This window comes from Limnohabitans sp. (assembly GCF_038134685.1).
In the GTDB taxonomy this organism is placed as follows: Bacteria; Pseudomonadota; Gammaproteobacteria; order Burkholderiales; family Burkholderiaceae_C; genus Limnohabitans_A.
Window position 1 is genome coordinate 1 of the sequence record NZ_JAYPVP010000025.1, and the last position, 20,308, is coordinate 20,308.

The 20,308-nt window shown below is 58.8% G+C and carries 13 protein-coding genes; 6 read left to right on the top strand and 7 right to left on the bottom strand.

Annotated features, from left to right (window positions below; translation table 11 throughout):
* Positions 1-116 precede the first annotated feature (116 nt).
* Genes AAFM15_RS10060 through AAFM15_RS10080 form a run of 5 tightly spaced genes read right to left on the bottom strand, consistent with a single transcriptional unit; the run spans position 117 to position 12,715 of the window.
* The gene (locus tag AAFM15_RS10060) at positions 117-2,222 is read right to left on the bottom strand and encodes an HlyD family efflux transporter periplasmic adaptor subunit (protein ID WP_341686583.1); all 2,106 of its coding nucleotides are present in this window, start codon (positions 2,220-2,222) and stop codon (positions 117-119) included.
* Positions 2,223-2,225: 3 nt separating this feature from the next.
* A complete protein-coding gene (locus AAFM15_RS10065) occupies positions 2,226-3,566 on the bottom strand; it encodes an HlyD family efflux transporter periplasmic adaptor subunit (protein WP_341686584.1) in 1,341 nt (446 codons plus the stop codon).
* Positions 3,563-10,321 (bottom strand): tandem-95 repeat protein, encoded by a 6,759-nt coding sequence (locus tag AAFM15_RS10070; RefSeq protein ID WP_341686585.1) that lies wholly within the window; start codon positions 10,319-10,321, stop codon positions 3,563-3,565. The genes AAFM15_RS10065 and AAFM15_RS10070 overlap by 4 nt, the downstream gene beginning before the upstream one ends.
* Before the next feature lies 1 nt (position 10,322).
* Positions 10,323-11,123, bottom strand: coding sequence for an efflux RND transporter periplasmic adaptor subunit (locus AAFM15_RS10075; protein WP_341686586.1), 801 nt, complete (start codon positions 11,121-11,123; stop codon positions 10,323-10,325).
* Positions 11,124-11,131: 8 nt separating this feature from the next.
* Positions 11,132-12,715: a TolC family protein gene (locus AAFM15_RS10080; RefSeq protein WP_341686587.1), complete on the bottom strand. Its 1,584-nt coding sequence runs from the start codon at positions 12,713-12,715 to the stop codon at positions 11,132-11,134.
* A gap of 146 nt (positions 12,716-12,861) precedes the next feature.
* On the opposite strand from AAFM15_RS10080, the gene AAFM15_RS10085 reads away from it, so the two are divergent.
* The gene (locus AAFM15_RS10085) at positions 12,862-14,712 is read left to right on the top strand and encodes a 7TM-DISM domain-containing protein (protein WP_341686588.1); all 1,851 of its coding nucleotides are present in this window, start codon (positions 12,862-12,864) and stop codon (positions 14,710-14,712) included.
* 83 nt (positions 14,713-14,795) lie between these two features.
* Positions 14,796-15,497 (top strand): response regulator transcription factor, encoded by a 702-nt coding sequence (locus tag AAFM15_RS10090; protein ID WP_341686589.1) that lies wholly within the window; start codon positions 14,796-14,798, stop codon positions 15,495-15,497.
* Between the two features lie 9 nt (positions 15,498-15,506).
* Here AAFM15_RS10090 and rimO read toward each other — a convergent pair whose 3' ends face one another.
* Positions 15,507-16,910 (bottom strand): 30S ribosomal protein S12 methylthiotransferase RimO, encoded by a 1,404-nt coding sequence (gene rimO / locus AAFM15_RS10095; RefSeq protein ID WP_341686590.1) that lies wholly within the window; start codon positions 16,908-16,910, stop codon positions 15,507-15,509.
* Positions 16,911-16,950: 40 nt separating this feature from the next.
* A complete protein-coding gene (gene phaR, locus AAFM15_RS10100; RefSeq protein WP_341686591.1) occupies positions 16,951-17,394 on the bottom strand; it encodes a polyhydroxyalkanoate synthesis repressor PhaR in 444 nt (147 codons plus the stop codon).
* Positions 17,395-17,558: 164 nt separating this feature from the next.
* On the opposite strand from phaR, the gene AAFM15_RS10105 reads away from it, so the two are divergent.
* From AAFM15_RS10105 to nusB, 4 genes are read left to right on the top strand one after another with little or no spacing between them, the layout of a single operon-like run.
* The gene (locus AAFM15_RS10105; protein ID WP_341686592.1) at positions 17,559-18,197 is read left to right on the top strand and encodes a riboflavin synthase; all 639 of its coding nucleotides are present in this window, start codon (positions 17,559-17,561) and stop codon (positions 18,195-18,197) included.
* Positions 18,194-19,315 carry a bifunctional 3,4-dihydroxy-2-butanone-4-phosphate synthase/GTP cyclohydrolase II gene (gene ribBA, locus AAFM15_RS10110; protein ID WP_341686593.1) on the top strand — a complete coding sequence of 374 codons (1,122 nt, stop codon included), beginning with the start codon at positions 18,194-18,196 and terminating at the stop codon, positions 19,313-19,315. Before AAFM15_RS10105 ends, ribBA begins: the two co-directional genes overlap by 4 nt.
* Before the next feature lie 4 nt (positions 19,316-19,319).
* Complete coding sequence (ribH, locus tag AAFM15_RS10115) at positions 19,320-19,817, top strand: 6,7-dimethyl-8-ribityllumazine synthase (protein ID WP_341686594.1); 498 nt, start codon at positions 19,320-19,322, stop codon at positions 19,815-19,817.
* On the top strand, positions 19,814-20,308 hold the full coding sequence (gene nusB / locus AAFM15_RS10120; RefSeq protein ID WP_341686595.1) for a transcription antitermination factor NusB: 495 nt from the start codon (positions 19,814-19,816) through the stop codon (positions 20,306-20,308). The genes ribH and nusB overlap by 4 nt, the downstream gene beginning before the upstream one ends.

Consider the following 20,308-nt stretch of genomic DNA (forward strand, 5'->3'; position numbering starts at 1 on the left):
GTTTCAGGTACTAGCGCTGCGAGGCGTGGAGGTTCGAGTCCTCTCCTGGGCACCACAAAATAAAACCGCTCTGCTTAATGCACAGCGTTTTTTTTGTGCCCGCCTGAAACCGAGGCTCAGAAACCGAATTCGCGCACCAGCACCGACACCACTTGGCGCACATACCGGCCAGCAGGAGTGCTCCACTGCGCATGCACCACCAGCTGCCCTCGCCAGCTTTGCAACTGCAGATCCTCAGGCACATCAGACGCATCCAAGGCCACGCGGTACACCGCACGCTCGGGCACCAACACACCATTCTTCTCCCGTGTCATGATGTGCCCCCCCAGAACGCTGGCCAATTCACGCCGGTGCAGCACAGGGCTGGCATCGCTGTCGATGCTGCTGACCTTGAGCTTCAACGCACCACCTACCCCACTGTCCGGGTAAAACATGGCAGTCTGCCCGACTTGCACAGTTGCAATCGCATCCTCATCAAGCCAGGTCTCCACCCGCCAGCCACCGCCGTGCTTGACCAAAGTGCCCAACATTTCCTTTTTGGACACCCACGTTCCAGCAACCAGATCAGGGTCAGCCATCACAAATCGGCCGTCATAAGGTGCCACGGGTGAAAACTGCTTTTGCTCGGTTTGCACGCCCTGCAATTCGGCTTGGGTGGCGTAAAACGATTGTTCGGCCACCTTCCATCGCTTGCGCATGTCCTCGTTGAAAGCCGAAGCCTCGGCCTGCCAGCGTTCCTGCTCCAGCCGGGCCTGCAGAGTCCGTTGTCGAGTATTCAGATCGGGCACATACAACACTGCCAAAGCTTGTCCGGCCTTGACCATCTCCCCTTGTTTGAAAGGGAGCGCCTGCACAAAAGCGCCCGATGGCGCAAACACAGGCCACGACTCCTGGGGCTTGAGCACAGCACTCGCCGTGATCCGTCCTGGCCAGGGCAACAACACCACAGCCAGCACACCCACAGCCCACAAAGCGGTTTTCCGTCCCCTCGCCTTCTCGCGAATTTGGGGCCACAACTTGCGCCACACCGCCAGCTCAGCGGCAACGGGCTTGGCCACAAACCACACAATCTCGACCACAAAGAGAAAGATGCCCACCAGCTTGATGAAGAAGTGATACACCAGCACCGCAATACCCAGAAACAAGACCAGTCGGTACAACCAGGTGGCCCAGGCAAATGCGATCAGGGCCATCTGTTTCGAGGGCTTGAAGTGTTCGGGCGCTTCTTCGCCCAGACCAAACAACCACTCGCGCAACTTCCAGCGTGCCAACGCAAAACTGCGACCATGCAGGTTGGGCATGTCCAAAGCGTCCATGACGATGAAGTAGCCATCAAAGCGCATGAACGGGCTAGCATTGATGGCCAAAGTCGCCACCCAACTGGTCGTGGCCAGCACAAAGGCCGCAGACTGCAGGCCCCCTTCAGGCAACAGCCCCCAAGCGAGCGTCGCCCAAACGGCAATCACCAGCTCCGTCACGATACCGGCACTGGCCACACGCAATCGCTGAAACCGGTTGGTCAGGCGCCAGGTTTCGTTGGTGTCGGTGTAGGCCACGGGCCACATCACCAGAAACGCCACGCCCATGGTCGGCACCCTGCAGCCATAGTGTTTGGCCGTAAAGGCATGACCGAGCTCATGCAGCAGCTTCACAAAAAACAGCGCGACACCGTATGACAACAAACCTTCGAGGTTGAAGGTATCCACCAGCGAAGCCGTAAACACATCCCACCGGCGAAACACCTGAGCCAGGCCCAGCACCAAAGCCAGGGCAGTGGTGCCCATGAAAGAGCGTGTACCGAACCATCGCGCCACCGGCAACCAATGGGTCAGCCAAGCATCAGGCCTGAGCAACGGAATTCGGAAAAACAAGTAGTGGTGCAACAACCACTGCAGGGGCGAGCCTTGAATGCGACGCCACTGATCGGCCATTTTGCGGGGGGCATCTGCCGCAGCAGCCTGGACCAACTGGTGTTGCACCAAAAATTGGGCGACCTGCACCACATCTTCGGCAGTCAACGCCAAGGTGGTGTGGGCAGAAACGTCAGCAGCAATTTGCTCGGGGTCGTCCATGTCCCAGCGCTGCAAAATTTCGAGCGTAGGCCAATCGATCCGGAAAAACTGGTTGCGCACCGGGTCGTGCAGCGTCCAGGTGGGCTGACCATCGGGCTGGCCGGGTCCTGGCAACAGGTCTAGCTCTTCGCGCAAACGGGGCAAAGGCATGGCTTACCAACCCAGGTAGGCGCGCACCGTGGCCCAAGGCCTGCGCAGCGCCCAATACGCCAGGGGCACCCAGCCGCCATGCACACGTGCCGTGCCCTTCAAACCCACACGGTGGCTGGTTTTGTCGTCCAGCGCGGCGCGTACGCGGTAGGCAAAACTGCCGTCCGGGCGCTGCACCGCGTCGTGCGCCATGTAACGCAAGGTAGCTGACACAGGCGACAGCGGGCTGGCGCTAAGGTACAAGGTGACCGCATCGCCCGGCTCCAGCGCAATCGCGTCTGCCAGCGGCAACCAGGCCTCCACCTCCATATCGTCCAGGGTGGCAATGCGCAAAATGCGCTCACCCGTAGCTACGGGTTTACCGATCCACTCGGACGGGTCGTCCATCAACACGACGCCCGCTTGCGGTGCCAGCACTCTTGCGCGGGCCAATTGCTCTTGCAGGTAGTCAAACTCGGCGCGGCGCTCTTCCACCTTACCCGCCAGCAAACCCAACTGCGATTTGGAGCGCGCATCGCTCAAGGCCATTTGACTGGTCTGGCGGTAGTCCGTCTCTGCGGTGGCCAGGGTTTGCTGGGCCACTTCCAGGCGCGCCTGAATCACCATCTCGTCAAAACTGAACAGGGGCTGCTGCGCTTTGACCAGTTGGTTGGGCTGAACGTGGAACACATCAATCACGCCATCGAGCGGCGCACGCACCATCACCGGGTGCGCCGGCACCAGCTCACCAGGGGCCAGCACCGTCAAACGAACGGGCCACAACAACACCGCCACCAATGCGCCCAAAATTTGGAGGCGCCGCTGCTTGAACCAGGGCTTGTCTGGCGACCAAGCGAAAGCGTTTTTAAGCTTGTCTTTCCAACCCCTTAAGCGCAGCACCTTGGGCTTGTGCAGGGCAGCAAACGCATGCCACCAGACATCTGCCCAGTCCTGCAAGGTAGCGATTTCGTCAGCCTGCCAAGGCTCTTCGCGAAGCAAGATGCCCGCGCCCTGAAGGTGCGGGTTGTTCGAGCCCAACCACAAGGCATGCGCCGGCCACCACTGGGCCCATTGGCTGGCCAGGTCGGCGGGCAAGTCTGCAGCGGTAAAAGTACGCGTGGCACCCTGCCCGGCCTCCAGGGCCTGAATGTGGTGCGCCACCGCATCCAGCCATTGGGCATGGGGCACATTGGCGTCCACCTGAACCACGCCAGACAAAGACCACACCCCATCGCCTGGCAGCCACAAGGCGGCCTGGCGATAAGGCGCCAAAGCCATGCTGTCGTTGACCAGGATGAAGCCCAGCTCGCGGTCAGACTCGGCCTGACGCGCCCTACGGGCCAAATCCCAAAGGGTCTGCGTCATCCAGCGCGAACCTTCTGCACGTTGTGCGCACCCTCAGCCACGCGCACCAGCGTCACTGGGCGCTTGCCTGCCATGCGCAGCTTTTCTGTAAAGCTGGTGCGGCTTTGCGGCTTGGTGGTGTTCTGGTCCTGCTCACCAACAAACATCTGGAAGATGGCCACGGCCTCGCGTCCATCGTCATCGCGGGCGATGACCTTCAAGTCCAGCTTGCCCTTGAAGTCCTTGGGCGGCTTGACAGTAAAGGTGCCTGCGGCCGGGTCAAACTCCACCCACTTGGGCAGAGGCGAATCGTCAGCCTGCTTGGCCTGCAGCTTGATGACTGCCTCCTTGTTGGAGTGGATGAAAGCGTCGTAAGGCAGGCTGATCTTGGTGGCAGCGTCTGTAGTCTGGATGAACTGATCCGTCACCCCGGCAAACAAGGTCAGGCCCGGGGGCGCCGCTTCGCTGGCCACAAACTGCGGCCCGCCAGCGCTGGTCAAAGTGGCTGCCAGCGGCTGCGGAGGCTCAATCGGTTTGAGTGCAGGCGCGATGGGTGCCAACTCGGAATTGAAAGCCACGGCTGGTTTGGCGGGTGGCAAGGGCTGTCCAGGATCGAGCGGGACGACGGGCCCCGCAGCTGGTGGTGGAGTTTGAGGCGGCAACACAGGTTTGGGACGGTCGTCGTCTTTAGTCACACTTGGGTCATTGGTGCCTGTTTCGTTGGTCGTCTGTGGTGTGATGTTGCGCGTGACGGTGCCCGTACCATCGTCAAAGATGGACGAATAGCCAGAAGCCGACTGGCCACCGGAGGTAACGACCAGCTTGAGTTGCTCTTCGCCTTCGTAAACGTCGTCGCGCTCGTTAGTGATATCGACCGCCACCAGCACTGGCACATTACCAGCCGTGATGGGGCCGGTGTAAAGCTGCCAGGTGGCGCCGCCGTCCAGAGAGTAATAAATGTCTGCCGTATCCAGCGAATCGTTAGGCTTGCCTTCGTTGTCGCCTGTGGGGGCTTTACCCGACTCTGCAGCGTTTTGGACATCAAGCGTCAACACCTGGCCGGAGTTGGCGTTAACCGTGAACACCGCGCGGGGCGAATTTTCGTTGTAGTTGCCACCGGTGACGGTGATAGGGCCAGACTGGTCGTTATCCAGGTTGGTGGTTTCGGTGGTCGGCCCGTTTGTCGGATCCACGTTTGGGCCGTACTTGGTGCCCGTGCCATCGTCGACGATGGACGTGTCTGCTGCGGCGTTTTTTGCAGTGTTCGTTTTGTAATTCGCTTTCAGCGCAAACTTCTCGGAATCTTCATAGTTCGAGTCAGACTCCGATGTCACATCAACACGGACATACACCTTCCCACCAACAGGTACTGTGGGTTGCGTAACCCCGTCCGCATAAGTGGTCCATGTGGTGCCATTGGTCGAGTATTCGTAAGTAAAGCCCGAACGATTGGCTTGGGTACCGGTCGTCGCGTCTTGCAACGACATATCGAGCACGTACCCCTCTTCAGCCGTGACAGTGAACATCGCATAAGTGGAAGACTCATTGACTGGCCCATACGCCGTGACACCAATGGTTCTGTCATCGTCCAGGTTAACCACGCTCTGAGTGGGGGTGCCAGAACTTACTCCCCCGGAGTACTTGATGCCCGAACCATCGTCAACGATGGTGGTATCTGCTGCAGCCGTTTTGCTAGCGTTAGTGGTGTAGCTGGCCTTCAAGGCAAAGGTTTCTGCACGTTCAAACGAAGTATCAAGTTCGGAAGCGATATTCACGCGGACATACACTTTCCCACCAGCAGGGACAGTCGGATGGTCGCCGCTCGTGCCGTTCCAGGTATAGTCAATCCACGTCGTACCATCAATGGAATATTGATAGGTGAACCCAGACCATGTCGCCGTAGTGCCAGATGTGGCCGCTTGCAAGGACAGATCCAGGGCGTAGCCCTCAATGGCCGTGACGGTAAACATGGCGTAGGGCGACGTCTCATTGACGGGGCCATAGGCAGCCACCACGATCGGGCGGTCATCGTCCAGGACTGGATAACCTGGATCGCTGGACACCGATGCGGTGAAGGTAGTGTTCCCCTCCAGGAAAACCTGACCCGTACCATCGTCAATGATGCCGCCTTGGCCACTCACACCAACGCCAGCATCATCTGTGGCTACCAGCACATACGTTTCGAGTCCTTCAAACGGTTGGTCTTGCCGGATAGCTGTACGCACCAACAAGGTTGTTGATGAAAAGGTCACACTGGACCCAGGGGTATAGTCCACCCATTGGTTTGAGGCATTCAGGTATTGCAATGCCTTGCCTGTGCCCGCGTTCGTAGTGTCCATTCCCAGCACAGCATCACCAGCACCGGTGCCTGTGGCGTCCAGACTCAACTGAACCGTTTGGCCACTGACCCCCGTCACTTGGAAGACCGCATAAGGAGACGCTTCGTTCACTGTTACACCCTGAACCGTCAATGGTGTCAACCGGATACTGATAGTCGTGTAGGCCGTATTGGAGTTGCCGTCACCGTCATTGACCACTGCAGAAATACTGCGGTCGGTACGGATACCGCCGGTGGTTGAGAAGCTGATGGCACTCAAGGCCGCTTGATAATCCGCCTTCGTGGCAGAACCCGACAAGGTGATCTGACCGGCGACAGAGGTGTTGGCGGTGATGCCTACCGGCAAGGTGCCCACAGTCAATGCGTCGCCCGTTTGCGGGTTGGTCAGAATGATCGTCGCAGACACAATGTCGTCCGGGTTGTCCGGATCGGTGATGAGCCGGTCTGTGTCCGCCACAGGTACAGCCGTGCCCCCCAAGGTATAGGCCGTCGAATATCCCGTTCCGCTGCTGCTGCCATCCAGATCCAGGAATGGCACATCGTTCACCGGCGTCACCGTCACGAACACCGTGATGGTGGTGGTGCCGCCGCGCCCGTCGCTCACCGTCACGGTGAACTGGTCCGTCCCCACATAGTTGCCATTGGGGGTGTAGGTGTAAGAACCATTGGTATTGACCGTCACCACCCCATTGCTGGGGCCTGTGTTCACTGCGTAGGTCAAGCTGGCATCGTCTGCATCGAAAGCCTTGACCTGCCCCTGAATCGGGGTGTCTTCCGGCGTGGTGATTTCGTAACGGTTGTCCACGGTGTCATACGCCGGGTCCGTCGTGCCGTTGGGCAACTTGCCCCCAACGGGCAGATCGTTGACCCCGTTGATCGTGATGGTCAGTGTGGCCGCATCCACGCCCACATACGAGCCGCCCGACGCGTCGTTGAGCACGTACTGAAAGGTTTCGGCCAAGGACTCACCGCCATGCAAGGCATTCACCGCGGCGTTGTTGGCATCCAGCGTGTAGGTGTAGCTGCCATCGGCTTTGATTTTCAAAGTGCCATAGAGCCCCGTCACCTCGTAATCGCCACTGCCGTCGACCACGGTATCTGCCGATTGGCCACTGGAAACCCGAATGACCGTTGACCCAGTTGAATCTTTGGTGTCGTTGGACAGCACGCCGGTCCCCGCCGTTTTGCTGACCGAGGTGTCGCCCTCGTTGATGGAATTGCCATCGTTGACAGCGCTGGGTGCGCCACTGGACGCCCCCAGCACGGTGATGTAAAGCGTCGCTGTGCTGGTCACGTTCGACGCGTCTTTCATGGTGTAGCTGAACGACTCTGTGGCCGTTTCACCGGCCCCCAGACTGGCATTGTCTGTGGTGGGTGTGTATGTATAGCTGCCGTCCGCATTCAGCACCAACTCGCCATGCTGCCCTGTCAATGTGGACCCCAGGGCGCCGGATTTGCTAAAGGTCAGGCCACCACTCAAGACACCCGCCGCGTACGATTTGTTCAGAGTAACGCTGGTGATCACGCCCGAGGTGTAAGTCACCGCAGACACGGTTGTTCCAGCAGTAATACCCGTTCCTGAAACACCCATTCCGACAGCAATGGTGCCGGTATAGCTGGACGAAATGGAGACGACACTACCGCTCTCCACTCCACTAGCAGAAGTGGCTGTTTTCATACCACTCGTGTTTTCTGTCAATGATGTCGAATTCTCAAAACCAACTGATTTGTTGTTGAAAAAACTCAGGTTCGATATGGCGGTGTAATTTCCTGCTGTGCCAGTGGAATATTGCGTGGGCGTTCCACTTAAAGTCACCTCGTAATCAGCGGTCGTGCCTGCGACCAGTGTCTTGCTGACGACATCTACTTTGACGTTGTTGCTATCAAAGGCCAGGTAGTAAGTTCCACTAACGAGCACATACAGTTCTTCCCCCCCGTTAACCGAGTTAAACCCCGAATCTCCTTTAAAAATCAAATTGACACTGAGCGTGGGCGAGGTGTAGGACGAAATCGTAGCCGAGCCATCGATTGAAAATCCCGTGAGTGTTTTGGTCTCGCCGTTGGCACCACTGCCATCAACATCTGTGTCGTTGGTGAGCACATTGCCAGTTGCCGAAAAACCCGTGAATGTGAAACCCGACCCTGCGGTCGTGGTCGATTCTTGCGCCAGGTTGTAATCATTGACAGCCACAGGCGTATCGTTTCGACCATCGATGGTCACGGTCAGCGTGGCCGTAGCAGCCAGCCCGCTGCCATCGGTCGCCCGGTACACAAAACTTTCGCTCAAGGTCTGTCCAGAAACTCGAAGCGCCTGTACCACGGGGTCCGAATCATTGACCACGTACACATAGCTGCCATCAGACCCCATGGTCAAGGTGCCATAACGCCCCACCACGTCTTGCCCACCACTGACTGACGTGGAAGAAGAAGCCACTGAAAGCGTCGCCGCTGTCTGTCCAATCTGGGTGACAAGCAAAGACCCGCTGCTGGCCGTATCGTTGGTGAGCACGTTGCCCGTCGCGTTTTGACCCGCTGTGGCATTGCTCAGCCCACTTTGTTCAATGGCCAATGCAGCACCTGTGGCGCTTGTATCGTTGCTCAATGCGGGGCCATCCGCCACCGGCGTGATGGTCAAGGTCAGGGTGGCCGTGTCCGTGCCACCGTGCCCATCTGAAATGGTGTAAGTGATGACAGGAACAGCGCCGTCGTAATTGTGCGCTGGCGTGAAGCTGTAACTGCCATTGCTGTAGATCAGTACCGTACCCACACCCGGAATGATGGTGTTGGACCCCACCACCCCAGAAGTAAGAGAACCACCCGCTGACGTGAACGTGTACCCAGTCACCGTCAACGTATCCCCATCTGGATCGGTGTCGTTTGTGATGATGTTGCCCGTCAAAGTCACATCTTCAGTGACAGTGCCCGTGTCGTTGACAGCATCAGGCGCAGAATTGACCGGCGTCACAGTAATTGTCAGAGTAGTGTTGGCTGTGGTGATGCCATCACTGACTTTGTAAGTAGCGACTGGCACTGTGCCGGTGTAACCGGTGACTGGTGTAAATGTGTATGTTCCGTTGGCATTGATCACCAGGGTACCGACGTTGGCAATTGTTGCTGTGGCGCCCGCCGTATAAAGTTGTCCACTGATAGCAAATTCAGTGACCACTAAGCTATTTCCATCAGGATCTGTGTCGTTTGTCAGAACATTACCGGTAGCTATCGCTGTACCTTCAGTGATCGTTTTACTGTCTGCAATAGGTGTTGGTGCCGAGTTGTAAGCCGACACTACGCCATTCAGCGCCGAGTCAACACGATCCGATGAGCTCCCAACTTCGTAGACGTTGGTGTTAACGCTGCCATTGTTGTAAATTGGAGTACGACTAGTCACTGCGCTGAACCATGCCTGATCTACCACCAAGATGAAGCCTTGGTTGTCGGCAGCATTAGAGTCACCGTCTTGGTTACCATCAGTTGAAGCGGCGGCGAATGATGTGAAAGATGGGTCGTACCAAAAGTAGAAACCACGCACGATGCCCTGGTCTTTGATTGGCCGGCTGATCCAGCCGTGGTAAGTTGTACCCGCAATGGTCAGATCAACCACCACATCGTTGCCGGAAAAAGTACCTTGCGAGGTGTTATCGCTGATGCGGGCAACTCCCAGAGACTCCCCTAAAAAGCGGTCGGACTCCTGCTCTTTTTCTGCTTCGTAACGCGGGGACTCAGGTGCCAACCGGTAAGCAGTAGTAAAGTTGAACGAAGCGTGCTCTACTTGAAACACCTCTCCGTTGTATGAAAGCAGTCCACTATCATTTTCGTTCTGAATCTGAGCCAATTGACTCTCGCTCAAGGTCACGCCCAAGGCTTTAGCTGCAAACAGCTGGCCTTCGTCGCCGGCAGTGTCTTGCTGAGGATGCAACGCGACATCAATGCTGTGACCAACTTCTTCCATCAGGACCTGGACAAGTCGTGGGTCCTGCTCAGCCCCAGTCCACCAATCACTGTTGATGAAAATAGTGGGCTGCCCATCGGGGCCATGGGCTGTGAATGCGGCCATCGACAAGCCCATCTGGCTGGACGCGATTTCCACCACACGAATCTGATACGTGCCGTCCAGTATTTGGCGCTGCACAGTATGTAATGCTTCTCGCACTTGCGCGTCATTACCCGTAATTCCAAACACTTCATTCCATTGCACGTCAGTCCATGTAGCAGTAACAGTGCGCACCTGATTCTGAACCTGCTGCAATGCATGACTCAGGGCTGCACTCAACTGAGCTGTTGACTCAAACATGGGATGAGCATCGACCATGATCACATCGGGATGCCCCAACCCATCGATAGCTGTGTCGATAGCCGCCCCATCAAACATGAAGCGCTGTTCCAGCGCCATCAAGCCGCTGGTGCGACGGGTCAGTCCGGTGTGTTTTTTGTTTGACATGTCACTGTCCTTCGTTTGGCTTGATCAGCACTTTGCCGCTCATGCCTGCAATCAATTCAGGAAATTTGCCGTTGATGGCCGCGGCCACCTTGACGGACTGGCTCACGGGGTCTACCCGGGCGCCGATGCGTGTGAATTTGGCGGGGTAGTTTTTGCGGGTCTCGTCGATCTGCACTTCAAAACCACCGCCCACCTTCAGCCAGCGCAGCCAGACCGAGGGCACCAAAAATTCCAGCTCCAGCACGCTGTCGTCCAGAATGTCCAGCAGGGCCTGGCCGGGCTGCACATACTGCTGTTCGCGCACTTTTTGCTCGGCCACTCGGCCTGCAAACGGTGCAGGCACTTGGCACTTGGCCAGCACCGCCTTGTTGCCGCCCACCTCGGCCTTGGCTTTGTTGGCCGCCGACTTGGACAGGTCCAACTCCAGCTGGCCGACAGCGTTGAGCTGCTCCAACCGCAAATTGGACTTGAGGGTTTGCTCCGCACCTTCGAGCTCGGCCTGAGCCTTGTCCAGCTGGGCTTTTTGCAAGGAACAGTCAAAGCTGACCAACACCTGCCCTGCTCTGAAAGCGCCGCCTTCGGGCACTGGTATGGACGAAACCTTGGCCCCGATTTCTGCTGCAATGGTGGTGTAGCGGCGCGGCATGAGTTGGGCACGAATATCGTGCCGCTCCAGCGCGGGGCGCGAAGCCGCGCCAGGCGCCTGCACCACGCCGGGTGCTTGAACAGGTTGGGCGGTTTGCGCAAAAGCCAAAGGCGTCACACAAAACAACGCCCACACCAGACGCGTCTTCACCGTCATGCGCGGTTTCACCACTTCGACACAGCAGGTTGAATTTTGACCACGCTCTCGGTCTGGCCGGGCTGGGCCAGCAGCTTCCAGGGAGACTGGGCTTTGGTGACTTGCGCCGTCAGGTCTTTGAGTGAAGTTTCGCTCACGCTGCCAATTTCGGGGTCCATGCCCAAGGTGGCCAACAAGCGGTTTTCCGACACTTGCACTTGGGCCAAGGCCTGGTAGCGGCGCAACAGGCTGAGGATTTCCGAAGCCTGTGTGCTGACCAAATCAAGCTTGCTTTGCGCCTGCACCGACTGGCGAGCACGCATGACATCAGAGATTTTTTTGTCGGTCACGTAGATGGAGTCAGCACGCTCAAACTGGCTGCGACTGTTGATCACGCCCAAACGCGCCAGGTGCAACTGGGTGAGCACCGTCATTTGCATGGCCATGCGGCGCTGGTCCGCCAGGGCCACGCCGGCTTCGACCAGCTTCATTTGCGTGCCGCCAGTGAACAGGTTCATCAAATTGAAGGACAGCTGCAGACCGGCTTCGTTCCAGTTGCGGTTGAGCAGGTAGTTGTCGGTATCGTACTTGACGCCGTAGTTGAACACCAGGTTGGGAAACATGCGCACCAGCGTGCGGCGAGTTTCTTCCTGGGCCACGCGGCTGTTGTAGTGCTGCTCGCGCAGGTCGGCGTTGCCTTGAAGGGCCACAGCCTCCAGGCGGTCAATGCCAATCGCGTCCAGCTCTTTGCTGATGTTTTGCAAACCGGCGTCGGCAATTTTGATGGGCTGACCCAGCGGCGCGTTGATCAGCGAGGCCAGCTCCACCTGCGCAGACGACAGCTCCTGGTTGATGTTCTCCAGCAGGCGCAAGTTTTCCAGCAACTGGCGCTGGTAACGCAGGGGCTCGAGCGGGTTCTTCACACGCTCGTTGGCTGCTTTTTGGGAGTCTGCCAAGGCTTCTTCTGCCAGGGCGATGGTCTTTTTGACATCGTCTTTGAGCAGCTGTGCGCTGGCGGCACGCCAATAGGCGTTGCGTACGTCCTGCATCAGCAGGTGCATGGCTTTGCGGCGTTTTTCGGCGGCAATTTGCAGGCGGGCTTCGTTTTGCTTGCCTGCGTAGTAGCCCATGCCAAAGTCCAGCAAGCTCCAGGTCATGCCCAACTCGGCGGTGTAGTGGGTGGGCTCGGCAGAAGTAGATGTGCTGGAAGGCGCAAAACTCGAAGGAATGCCGGATGAAGCCCATTCGTTGTATTGCGTTGACCCGGTAAAGCGTGGCTTGTCACGGTAGCTGTAGCCCGCCTGCGCCATGACCTTGGGCAACATGTCGAACTTGCCCACTTCGAGCTGACCCAGGGCCAGGGCCTCTTCCATCATTTTGGAGCGGCGATCCAGGTTGTATTTGAGCGCGCGGGCCAGGGCCTCTTCCATCGTCAAGGGGCCGGTGATCGGCTCCACATCTTTGCGCATGGCCTCAGCGTCTTTTTGATTCGTGGCTTGGATGTCTTGAGGTTTGATCGCCACAGGGCCTACACTCGAACACCCAGCCATCACCACGCAGGCCAGGGCCACTGCAGACATTTGCACCATTTTGCTCGAGCGTTTTTGTTTCATAACCATTCCAAACCATTGAAAAGAATAAAAGAAGCATTCTTAAGACTTCACCTTTAGGCACCAAAATGATGCGTCTTAAGTTACCCCTCAGAGCATAACGATTTGAAACCACCAATTCCAAAAACAACCAAAGTCTCATAAATATTATGAAATTGATATTTCTACTGTTTGGCCTTTGGCTGCAATGGGCCAGCCCCGCGGTCAGCGCCCAGGACTTGGTCACAGACCGCGCCTGGCTGGAGGACAGCACAGGCCAACTGCAATGGCCCCAGGTTAAGGACATGAAAGCCACGCCATACCAGGGCGTGCTGAGCAAAGGCTTTGGCTCTTCTGTGTTGTGGATTCGCCTGCAGGTTGCAGGCGTCACGCCCAACCCCGGCGCCATACAAGACAACCTTGTCTTGAGGATTCGACCTGTGTATCTGGACGATATTCAGGTCTTTGACACGGCTGCCCCCCAGGGCTTTGTCGGCGCCACGGGCGACACACATCACCCCCGTGCATCGGCTTTGAAAGGCATGACTTTCCTGATGCCCTTGGTCGCCACCGAGCAAAGCCGAGAGGTCTGGCTTCGCGTGACCTCCACCAGCACGCGACAGATTTCAGCCACCGTGATCCGCGAAAGTAATTTGCTCAACACCGCGCAAACCGACCACTTGCTGTTTGCGCTTTACATCGGCTTGGTATCCATTTTTTCCTTGTGGGGCGTCACCTATTGGGCCTTCACCAAAGAAAAACTGGCAGGCTTGTTTGGCATTCAGCAGCTGGCGGCTCTGGTGTACGCCTTGTGCGTGCTGGGCTATTTGCGCATGTTCTGGCCGCAGGCGTGGTCTGCGCAAGTACTCGACGCGCTGGCGTCTGTCTTCGGCATGCTGGCAACGAGCGCAGGAATCTATTTCAATATGGCCTTCCTGAGCGAGTTCAAAATTCGCGCCTGGTCGCTGTGGACACTGCGCTTGTTAGCGAGCATGGTGTTTGTGAATTTGGCCGTGTTTTTTATCCTTGACCTGCCACGGCTGGCTTTGCAAATGAATTTGTCGTTGGTGCTGATCACACCCTTTGTGCTGCTGGTCAGCGCAGTGTTTGCGCAAGCATGGAAACAACCCAACCTCCAGCGCCAGCCCGCTTTGCCCCGACCTGTGGTGATCGGTTTCTACAGCCTGCTCTTGCTGCTTCTGGCTGCAGCGTCTTTGCCAGGCCTGGGCCTGACCAAGGGCGACGAAATTGGCATCTATCTGGTGCAGGCTCACGGTCTGGCCAGCGGCTTTCTGGTTCTGCTGATGCTGCAATACCGCTCTTACGTCATGCACAAGCAACAGCGACAGGTGCAGCAAAACATCGAAAGACTGAACTTGCAGGCCGAACAAGACCGAAAAACCCGACAGGAACAAGAACAGCTGCTGACCATGCTGACCCACGAGCTCAAAACGCCTTTGGCCACCATGCACATGCGCCTGGACCCGAACAGCAAGGGGGCGCCCGACATCAAACGCGCCATCCGTGAAATGAATGCCGTGATCGAGCGCTGCCTGCAAACCACGCAGCTCGGAGACCAGGGTCTGCAGATTCACCCTGCCCAGTGCGATGTCGTGGTTTTGTTGAACGATGTTGTGGCCGCCTGCCCTGCGCAGCAGCGCGTAAAGCTGCTGCTTCCCCAGCAATGGCTAATCCACTCCGATCCGCAGCTGCTGTTCATCGTGCTGAGCAATCTGCTGGAAAACGCCTGCAAGTATGCGTTGCCAGACACGCCCATCGTTGTTGAAGCGGGGCCACAGTCACAATTGATCATCAGCAATGTGGTGGGCAAATCCGGCTGGCCAGACCAAGATAAATTGTTTTCCAAGTACTACCGCACCCCCGGCGCGCAGCGGCAGGCAGGCACAGGCTTGGGTTTGTATCTGGTTCGCAACCTGATGCTCAAATTGAAAGGCCGTGTGGACTATGAGCCCCAAGGCGAACAGTTGCGTTTTGTGTTGACGCTGCCTGCCTACATTTGAGCCTGCCATTTGGTTTGATTTGGTCCATACGTCTGCGCATTGCATACATTTACGCAAACACTTTTTCACACTGACCCAAGCACATGCAATCGCCCCAGTCCCTGCACATCCTGATCGTGGAAGACAACGATGGCTTGCGCGAAGCCACCGCGGCCTTTCTGCAAGACCTGGGGCATCGCGTGACCAGTCTGGACTGCGCCGAAGACATTGACAACACGCCAACCCACGGCCTGCCAGACCTGTACATCATTGACGTCAACCTGCCGGGTGAAAACGGCTTCAGCCTGGCTGAGCGCATTCGCAAAAGCCACCCCACCACGGGTATCGTTTTGATGACAGCGCGCGGCCAGCTGCAAGACCGGCTGGAGGGCTATGCCTGTGGTGCGGACAACTACCTGATCAAGCCAGTTGAGCAAGCGGAGCTTCTGGCCTGTGTCAACAGTCTGGCTCGCCGCGTCAGAGCCAGCGCCCCCATAGCAGAGAACCCGACACTGGCGCTCAACAGCCAGACCTGGTGGTTGACTGGTCCCAAAGAGCAGGTGCTTCTGACCCAGGGCGAGGGCCTGTTGCTGGCCGCGATGAGCCGGGCTGCTGGCCAGCAGCTCGAACGCTGGCAAGCCATGCAGTTGATCGACACCAAGGACAAAGGCTTGCTGCCTGCCAACCTGGAAATGCGCATCAGCGCTCTGCGCAAAAAGCTCAGCGCCTGCGGCGCCCCGGAAGACACCATACGCACCCTGCGCGGTTATGGCTATGCTCTGGGCTACCCGCTCAAGGTGGTGTAAGCCGCCGGCTTAGACGGGCTGCGCCACCAGGTCGTGCCCGTCCACGCTGACGATGCGGGCGCGGGTGAACTCCCCGACCTTCAAAGTCTTGCTGATTTTTTCGGGTGGCAGCAAACGTACGGTGCCATCGATCTCTGGTGCATCCGCATAGCTGCGGCCCAGACCACCTTTGCGGCCCATGGCCGGTGCCGAGTCCACCAGCACCTGCATGTTCGAGCCGACACGGCGCTGCAAACGCTCGATCGAAACCTCTTCGGCCACCGCCATGAAGTGCGAACGGCGCTCTTCTCGCACTGCATCGGGCACCTGACCGGCAAGCGCATTCGCCGTGGCGCCGTCGACCGGGCTGTAGGCAAAGCAGCCCGCACGGTCAATTTGCGCTTCGCGCACAAAGTCCAGCAGGTGCGCAAACTCTTCTTCGGTTTCACCCGGAAAGCCTGCAATGAAGGTGCTGCGAATCACCAGCTCGGGGCACAGCTCGCGCCAGCGCTGGATACGCTCCAGGTTTTTCTCGCCACTGGCGGGGCGCTTCATGCGCTTGAGGACATCGGGGTGGCTGTGCTGGAATGGCACATCTAGATACGGCAGCACCAGCCCTTCAGCCATCAACGGAATGATCTCGTCCACGCTCGGGTACGGGTACACATAGTGCAAACGCACCCAAGCCCCATGCGCGCGGGCCAGCTCGCCCAGCGCCTGCACCAGCTCCAGCGTGCGGGTTTTGATGGGTTTGCCGTCCCAGAAACCGGTGCGGTATTTCACATCCACGCCATAGGCCGAGGTGTCCTGGCTGACCACCAGCAACTCTTTCACGCCGCCTTCGAACAGCGCCTTGGCTTCCTTGAGCACATCGCCAATCGGGCGCGACACCAGGTCACCGCGCATGGACGGGATGATGCAAAACGTGCAGCTGTGGTTACAGCCTTCGCTGATTTTCAAATAGGCGTAGTGGCGCGGTGTGAGCTTGAGGCCCGCCTCGCCAAAGCCCCCGGGCACCAGGTCCAAAAACGGGTCGTGCGGTTTGGGCAGATGGGTGTGGACCGCGTCCATGACTTCTTGCGTCGCATGCGGTCCCGTCACGGCCAGTACGCTGGGGTGCTTGTCCAGCACAAAGTTACCTCCCGCTTCGCCCGTGCGGGCGCCCAGGCAGCCGGTCACGATCACTTTGCCGTTTTCGGCCAAGGCCTCGGCAATGGTGTCCAGGCTTTCCTTGACGGCGTCGTCAATGAACCCGCAGGTGTTGACGATGACCAGATCCGCCCCGTCAAAGGTTTTGGAGGTTTGGTAACCCTCGGCGCTGAGCTGCGTGAGGATCAATTCGGAATCGGTCAAGGCCTTGGGGCAACCCAGGCTGACAAAGCCCACTTTGGGGGCGTCCTGTTTGGCGTTTGGTGTGGAAACTTCAGCATTCATCCCCCGATTGTCCCTGCAAAACGGGTCGGGCGCTGCGACTTCAGAGCTTCAGGCCAAAGGCACCCCACATTTGCTCGGTCTGTTTTTTCATCTGCTCCATCAGCGGGGCAGACTGCTCGCCCAGACGGGTTTGCCACTGCGCCAGGGCGTTGAGCTGGCTGTCGAGCATGCTGCCCATGTAGGACTGCGAGGCGTGACCGTAGAAGCGAATGATGTTGGCCAGGGCCTGCTCGCTGAACAGAGGCACGCCTGCGGCCTCTTCTTCCAGAATGATTTGCAACAGGATGGAGCGGGTCAGGTCCTCGCCGGTTTTGGCGTCGCGCACAGCAAAGGGCTGGGCCTTGAGCACGAGTTGCTTGACTTCGGCGAGCGTGACATAGCTGGAGCTTTGCGTGTCATACAGGCGGCGGTTGGGGTATTTCTTGATGATGTGCAAGCCCTCTTCAGCCGAGGCTTGGGGCTTGACTTTGGACGAAACGGACACTTGTAGCTCCAGAAAAAGCAGCGCCCTGGCGGCGCTTGCTGCAACGCAGCATATTCTAGGCACCGTTTCTGACAAGCCCTGCCCATGGCTTACCCTAGGTTGGCCGCAGGCTTTTTGCCACCCTGGCCGGGAAACAGGCTCAGTTCCTGCGAAAATAATGCTCTATGTTCACCGGAATCATCACCGGCGTGGGGCGAATCGTCGCCATCCACGACCTGGGTAGCTCTTTACAGCATGGCAAGCGCCTGACCATCGAGGCGCCCGCCGGCTACCTCGACGACGTGGGCCTGGGCGACAGCATCGCCCTCAACGGCGCCTGCATGACCGTCACCACCTTCACCCCCGCCACGCGGCAGTTCACGATCGACATTTCTGCCGAATCGCTGGACAAAACCTCTGGCCTGGACCAGCTGGGCCCGATCAACCTCGAAAAAGCCTTGCGCGCCAACGACCGCCTGGGCGGGCACATTGTGTCCGGCCATGTAGATGGTGTGGGCAGCATCAGTCGCTTCGAGCAAATTGGCGAAAGCTGGGAGTTGTGTGTAGTTGCGCCCCCTGCCCTGGTCAAGTACCTGGCCTACAAGGGCTCGATCACCATCAACGGCGTGAGCCTGACGGTGAACAAGGTGCAAGACCTGGCCGAGGGCTGCGAGGTCAGCATCAACCTGATTCCGCACACCGTGCAAAACACCGCGCTGGGCAGCCTGAAGGCTGGCAGCCGCGTCAACCTCGAAATCGACACCGTGGCCCGCTATGTGGAGCGCATGCTCAGCGCGGGCCTGAACCTGAAAGACCAGGCATGAACTCTGCCCTGAAACCCGTGGCCATCTCGCCCGTTGACGAGATCGTGGCCGAAATGAAGGCTGGCCGCATGGTCATCCTCGTGGACGAGGAAGACCGCGAAAACGAAGGCGATCTGGTGCTGGCGTCTGACCATGTCACAGCGGACGCCATCAACTTCATGGCCCGCTTTGGCCGGGGCCTGATCTGCCTGACGCTCACCCGCGAGCGCTGCGAATTCCTCAAGCTGCCCCCCATGGCCGCTCGCAACGGTACCGTCTACAGCACGGCCTTCACCGTTTCGATCGAAGCCGCCGAAGGCGTGACCACCGGCATCTCGGCTGCCGACCGCGCCCGCACCGTGCAGGTGGCTGTGGCCAAAAATACCCAGCCGACCGACCTGGTGCAGCCCGGTCACATCTTCCCGCTGCAGGCGGTGGACGGCGGCGTGCTCATGCGCGCGGGCCACACCGAAGCCGGCTGCGACCTGGCGGCCATGGCCGGTTGCTCGCCCTCTTCGGTGATCTGCGAGATCATGAAGGACGACGGCACCATGGCCCGTCTGCCCGACCTGCAACTGTTTGCCGCAGAGCACGGCCTGAAGATCGGCACCATTGCCGACCTGATCGAGTACCGCAGCCGCAACGAATCGCTGGTCGAGCGCATCGGCAGCCGCGACATTCGCACCGCCCATGGCGACTTCACAGTACACGCCTTCCGCGACAAGCCCAGCCAGTCGGTCCACCTGGCCCTGGTCAAGGGCCAGTGGGGTGCAGACGCCGAGGTGCCGGTGCGGGTGCACGAGCCGCTGTCGGTGCTCGATGCGCTGGAACTGAACCGCTCCATGCACTCCTGGAGCCTGGACACCAGCCTGCACTACCTGAACCAACAAGGTCAGGGCGTGGCCGTGCTGCTCAACTGTGGCGAATCGGCCGCGCAGCTGCTGGCCCAGTTTGAGGGCAGCGCCCGGCCCTCCCAAGCGCCCGAGCGCGGCCGCATGGATCTGCGCACCTACGGCATCGGCGCGCAAATTCTGCGCCTGTGCGGCGTGCACAAAATGAAACTCATGGGCAACCCGCGCCGCATGCCCAGCATGACCGGCTACGGCCTCGAAATCACGGGCTACATCCCCAAGGAATAAGAACATGCAAGACGCCAACAAAGGCCAGGCCGCCGAACTGGACGGCCAATATCTGCACATCGGCATCGTGCAGGCCCGCTTCAACGAAGACATCACCAACGCGCTGGCCCAGGCCTGCATTGCCGAGCTCGAAGCTTTGGGTGTCGAGCAAATTGACCACGTGTTTGTGCCTGGCGCCCTCGAAGTGCCCCTGGCCCTGCAAGCCATGGCAGAGCGCGCCGAGTACGATGCATTGATCGCGCTGGGCTGCATCATCCGCGGCGAAACCTACCACTTTGAGCTGGTCGCCAACGAATCTGGCGCTGGTGTGACCCGCGTGGGCCTGGACTACCACCTGCCCATTGCCAACGCCATCCTCACCGTTGAGAACATGGACCAGGCCATCGCCCGCCAATATGAAAAAGGGCGCGACGCTGCCCGCGTGGCGGTTGAAATGGCCACCGTGCTCGAAGACCTGTCGGCCGACCTGGCCGAGCTGGTGGACGACGAGGAGCAGGCATGAGCGAAGCGCCCTTGAAAGCCGCAGGCACCCGCAAATCTGCCTCCAAGCCTGCACGCAGCCGCTCGCGCGAATTTGCGCTGCAGGCGCTTTACCAGTTCCTGGTCGGCGGCAACGAAGCGTCCGACATTGACGTCTTCACCCGCGACCTGTCGGGTTTCCACAAAGCCGACATTGCCCACTACGACGCCCTGCTCTACGGCTGCGTCGAGCAAGCCGCTGCGCTAGACGCCTTGATTGCACCCAAGCTGGACCGTCCAATGAGCGAGATTTCGCCCATCGAACACGCCTGCATGTGGATCGGGCTCTACGAATTTCAGAACTGTCTGGATGTGCCCTGGCGCGTGGTGCTCAACGAGTGCATCGAGCTGGCCAAGGACTTTGGTGGCACCGACGGTCACAAGTATGTGAACGCCGTGCTCAGCGGCCTGGCGCCGCAACTGCGCACCGCCGAGGTCGAAGCCGACCGCGCAGCAGGCCGCGCCCGCGACTGA

Excerpts from the sequence above, each read along its gene's own strand:
- AAFM15_RS10060 (WP_341686583.1), bottom strand. The coding sequence starts at position 2,222 with ATGCCTTTGCCCCGTTTGCGCGAAGAGCTAGACCTGTTGCCAGGACCC.
- AAFM15_RS10065 (WP_341686584.1), bottom strand. The coding sequence starts at position 3,566 with ATGACGCAGACCCTTTGGGATTTGGCCCGTAGGGCGCGTCAGGCCGAG.
- AAFM15_RS10070 (WP_341686585.1), bottom strand. The coding sequence starts at position 10,321 with ATGTCAAACAAAAAACACACCGGACTGACCCGTCGCACCAGCGGCTTG.
- AAFM15_RS10075 (WP_341686586.1), bottom strand. The coding sequence starts at position 11,123 with ATGACGGTGAAGACGCGTCTGGTGTGGGCGTTGTTTTGTGTGACGCCT.
- AAFM15_RS10080 (WP_341686587.1), bottom strand. The coding sequence starts at position 12,715 with ATGAAACAAAAACGCTCGAGCAAAATGGTGCAAATGTCTGCAGTGGCC.
- AAFM15_RS10085 (WP_341686588.1), top strand. The coding sequence starts at position 12,862 with ATGAAATTGATATTTCTACTGTTTGGCCTTTGGCTGCAATGGGCCAGC.
- AAFM15_RS10090 (WP_341686589.1), top strand. The coding sequence starts at position 14,796 with ATGCAATCGCCCCAGTCCCTGCACATCCTGATCGTGGAAGACAACGAT.
- rimO (WP_341686590.1), bottom strand. The coding sequence starts at position 16,910 with ATGAATGCTGAAGTTTCCACACCAAACGCCAAACAGGACGCCCCCAAA.
- AAFM15_RS10105 (WP_341686592.1), top strand. The coding sequence starts at position 17,559 with ATGTTCACCGGAATCATCACCGGCGTGGGGCGAATCGTCGCCATCCAC.
- ribBA (WP_341686593.1), top strand. The coding sequence starts at position 18,194 with ATGAACTCTGCCCTGAAACCCGTGGCCATCTCGCCCGTTGACGAGATC.
- ribH (WP_341686594.1), top strand. The coding sequence starts at position 19,320 with ATGCAAGACGCCAACAAAGGCCAGGCCGCCGAACTGGACGGCCAATAT.
- nusB (WP_341686595.1), top strand. The coding sequence starts at position 19,814 with ATGAGCGAAGCGCCCTTGAAAGCCGCAGGCACCCGCAAATCTGCCTCC.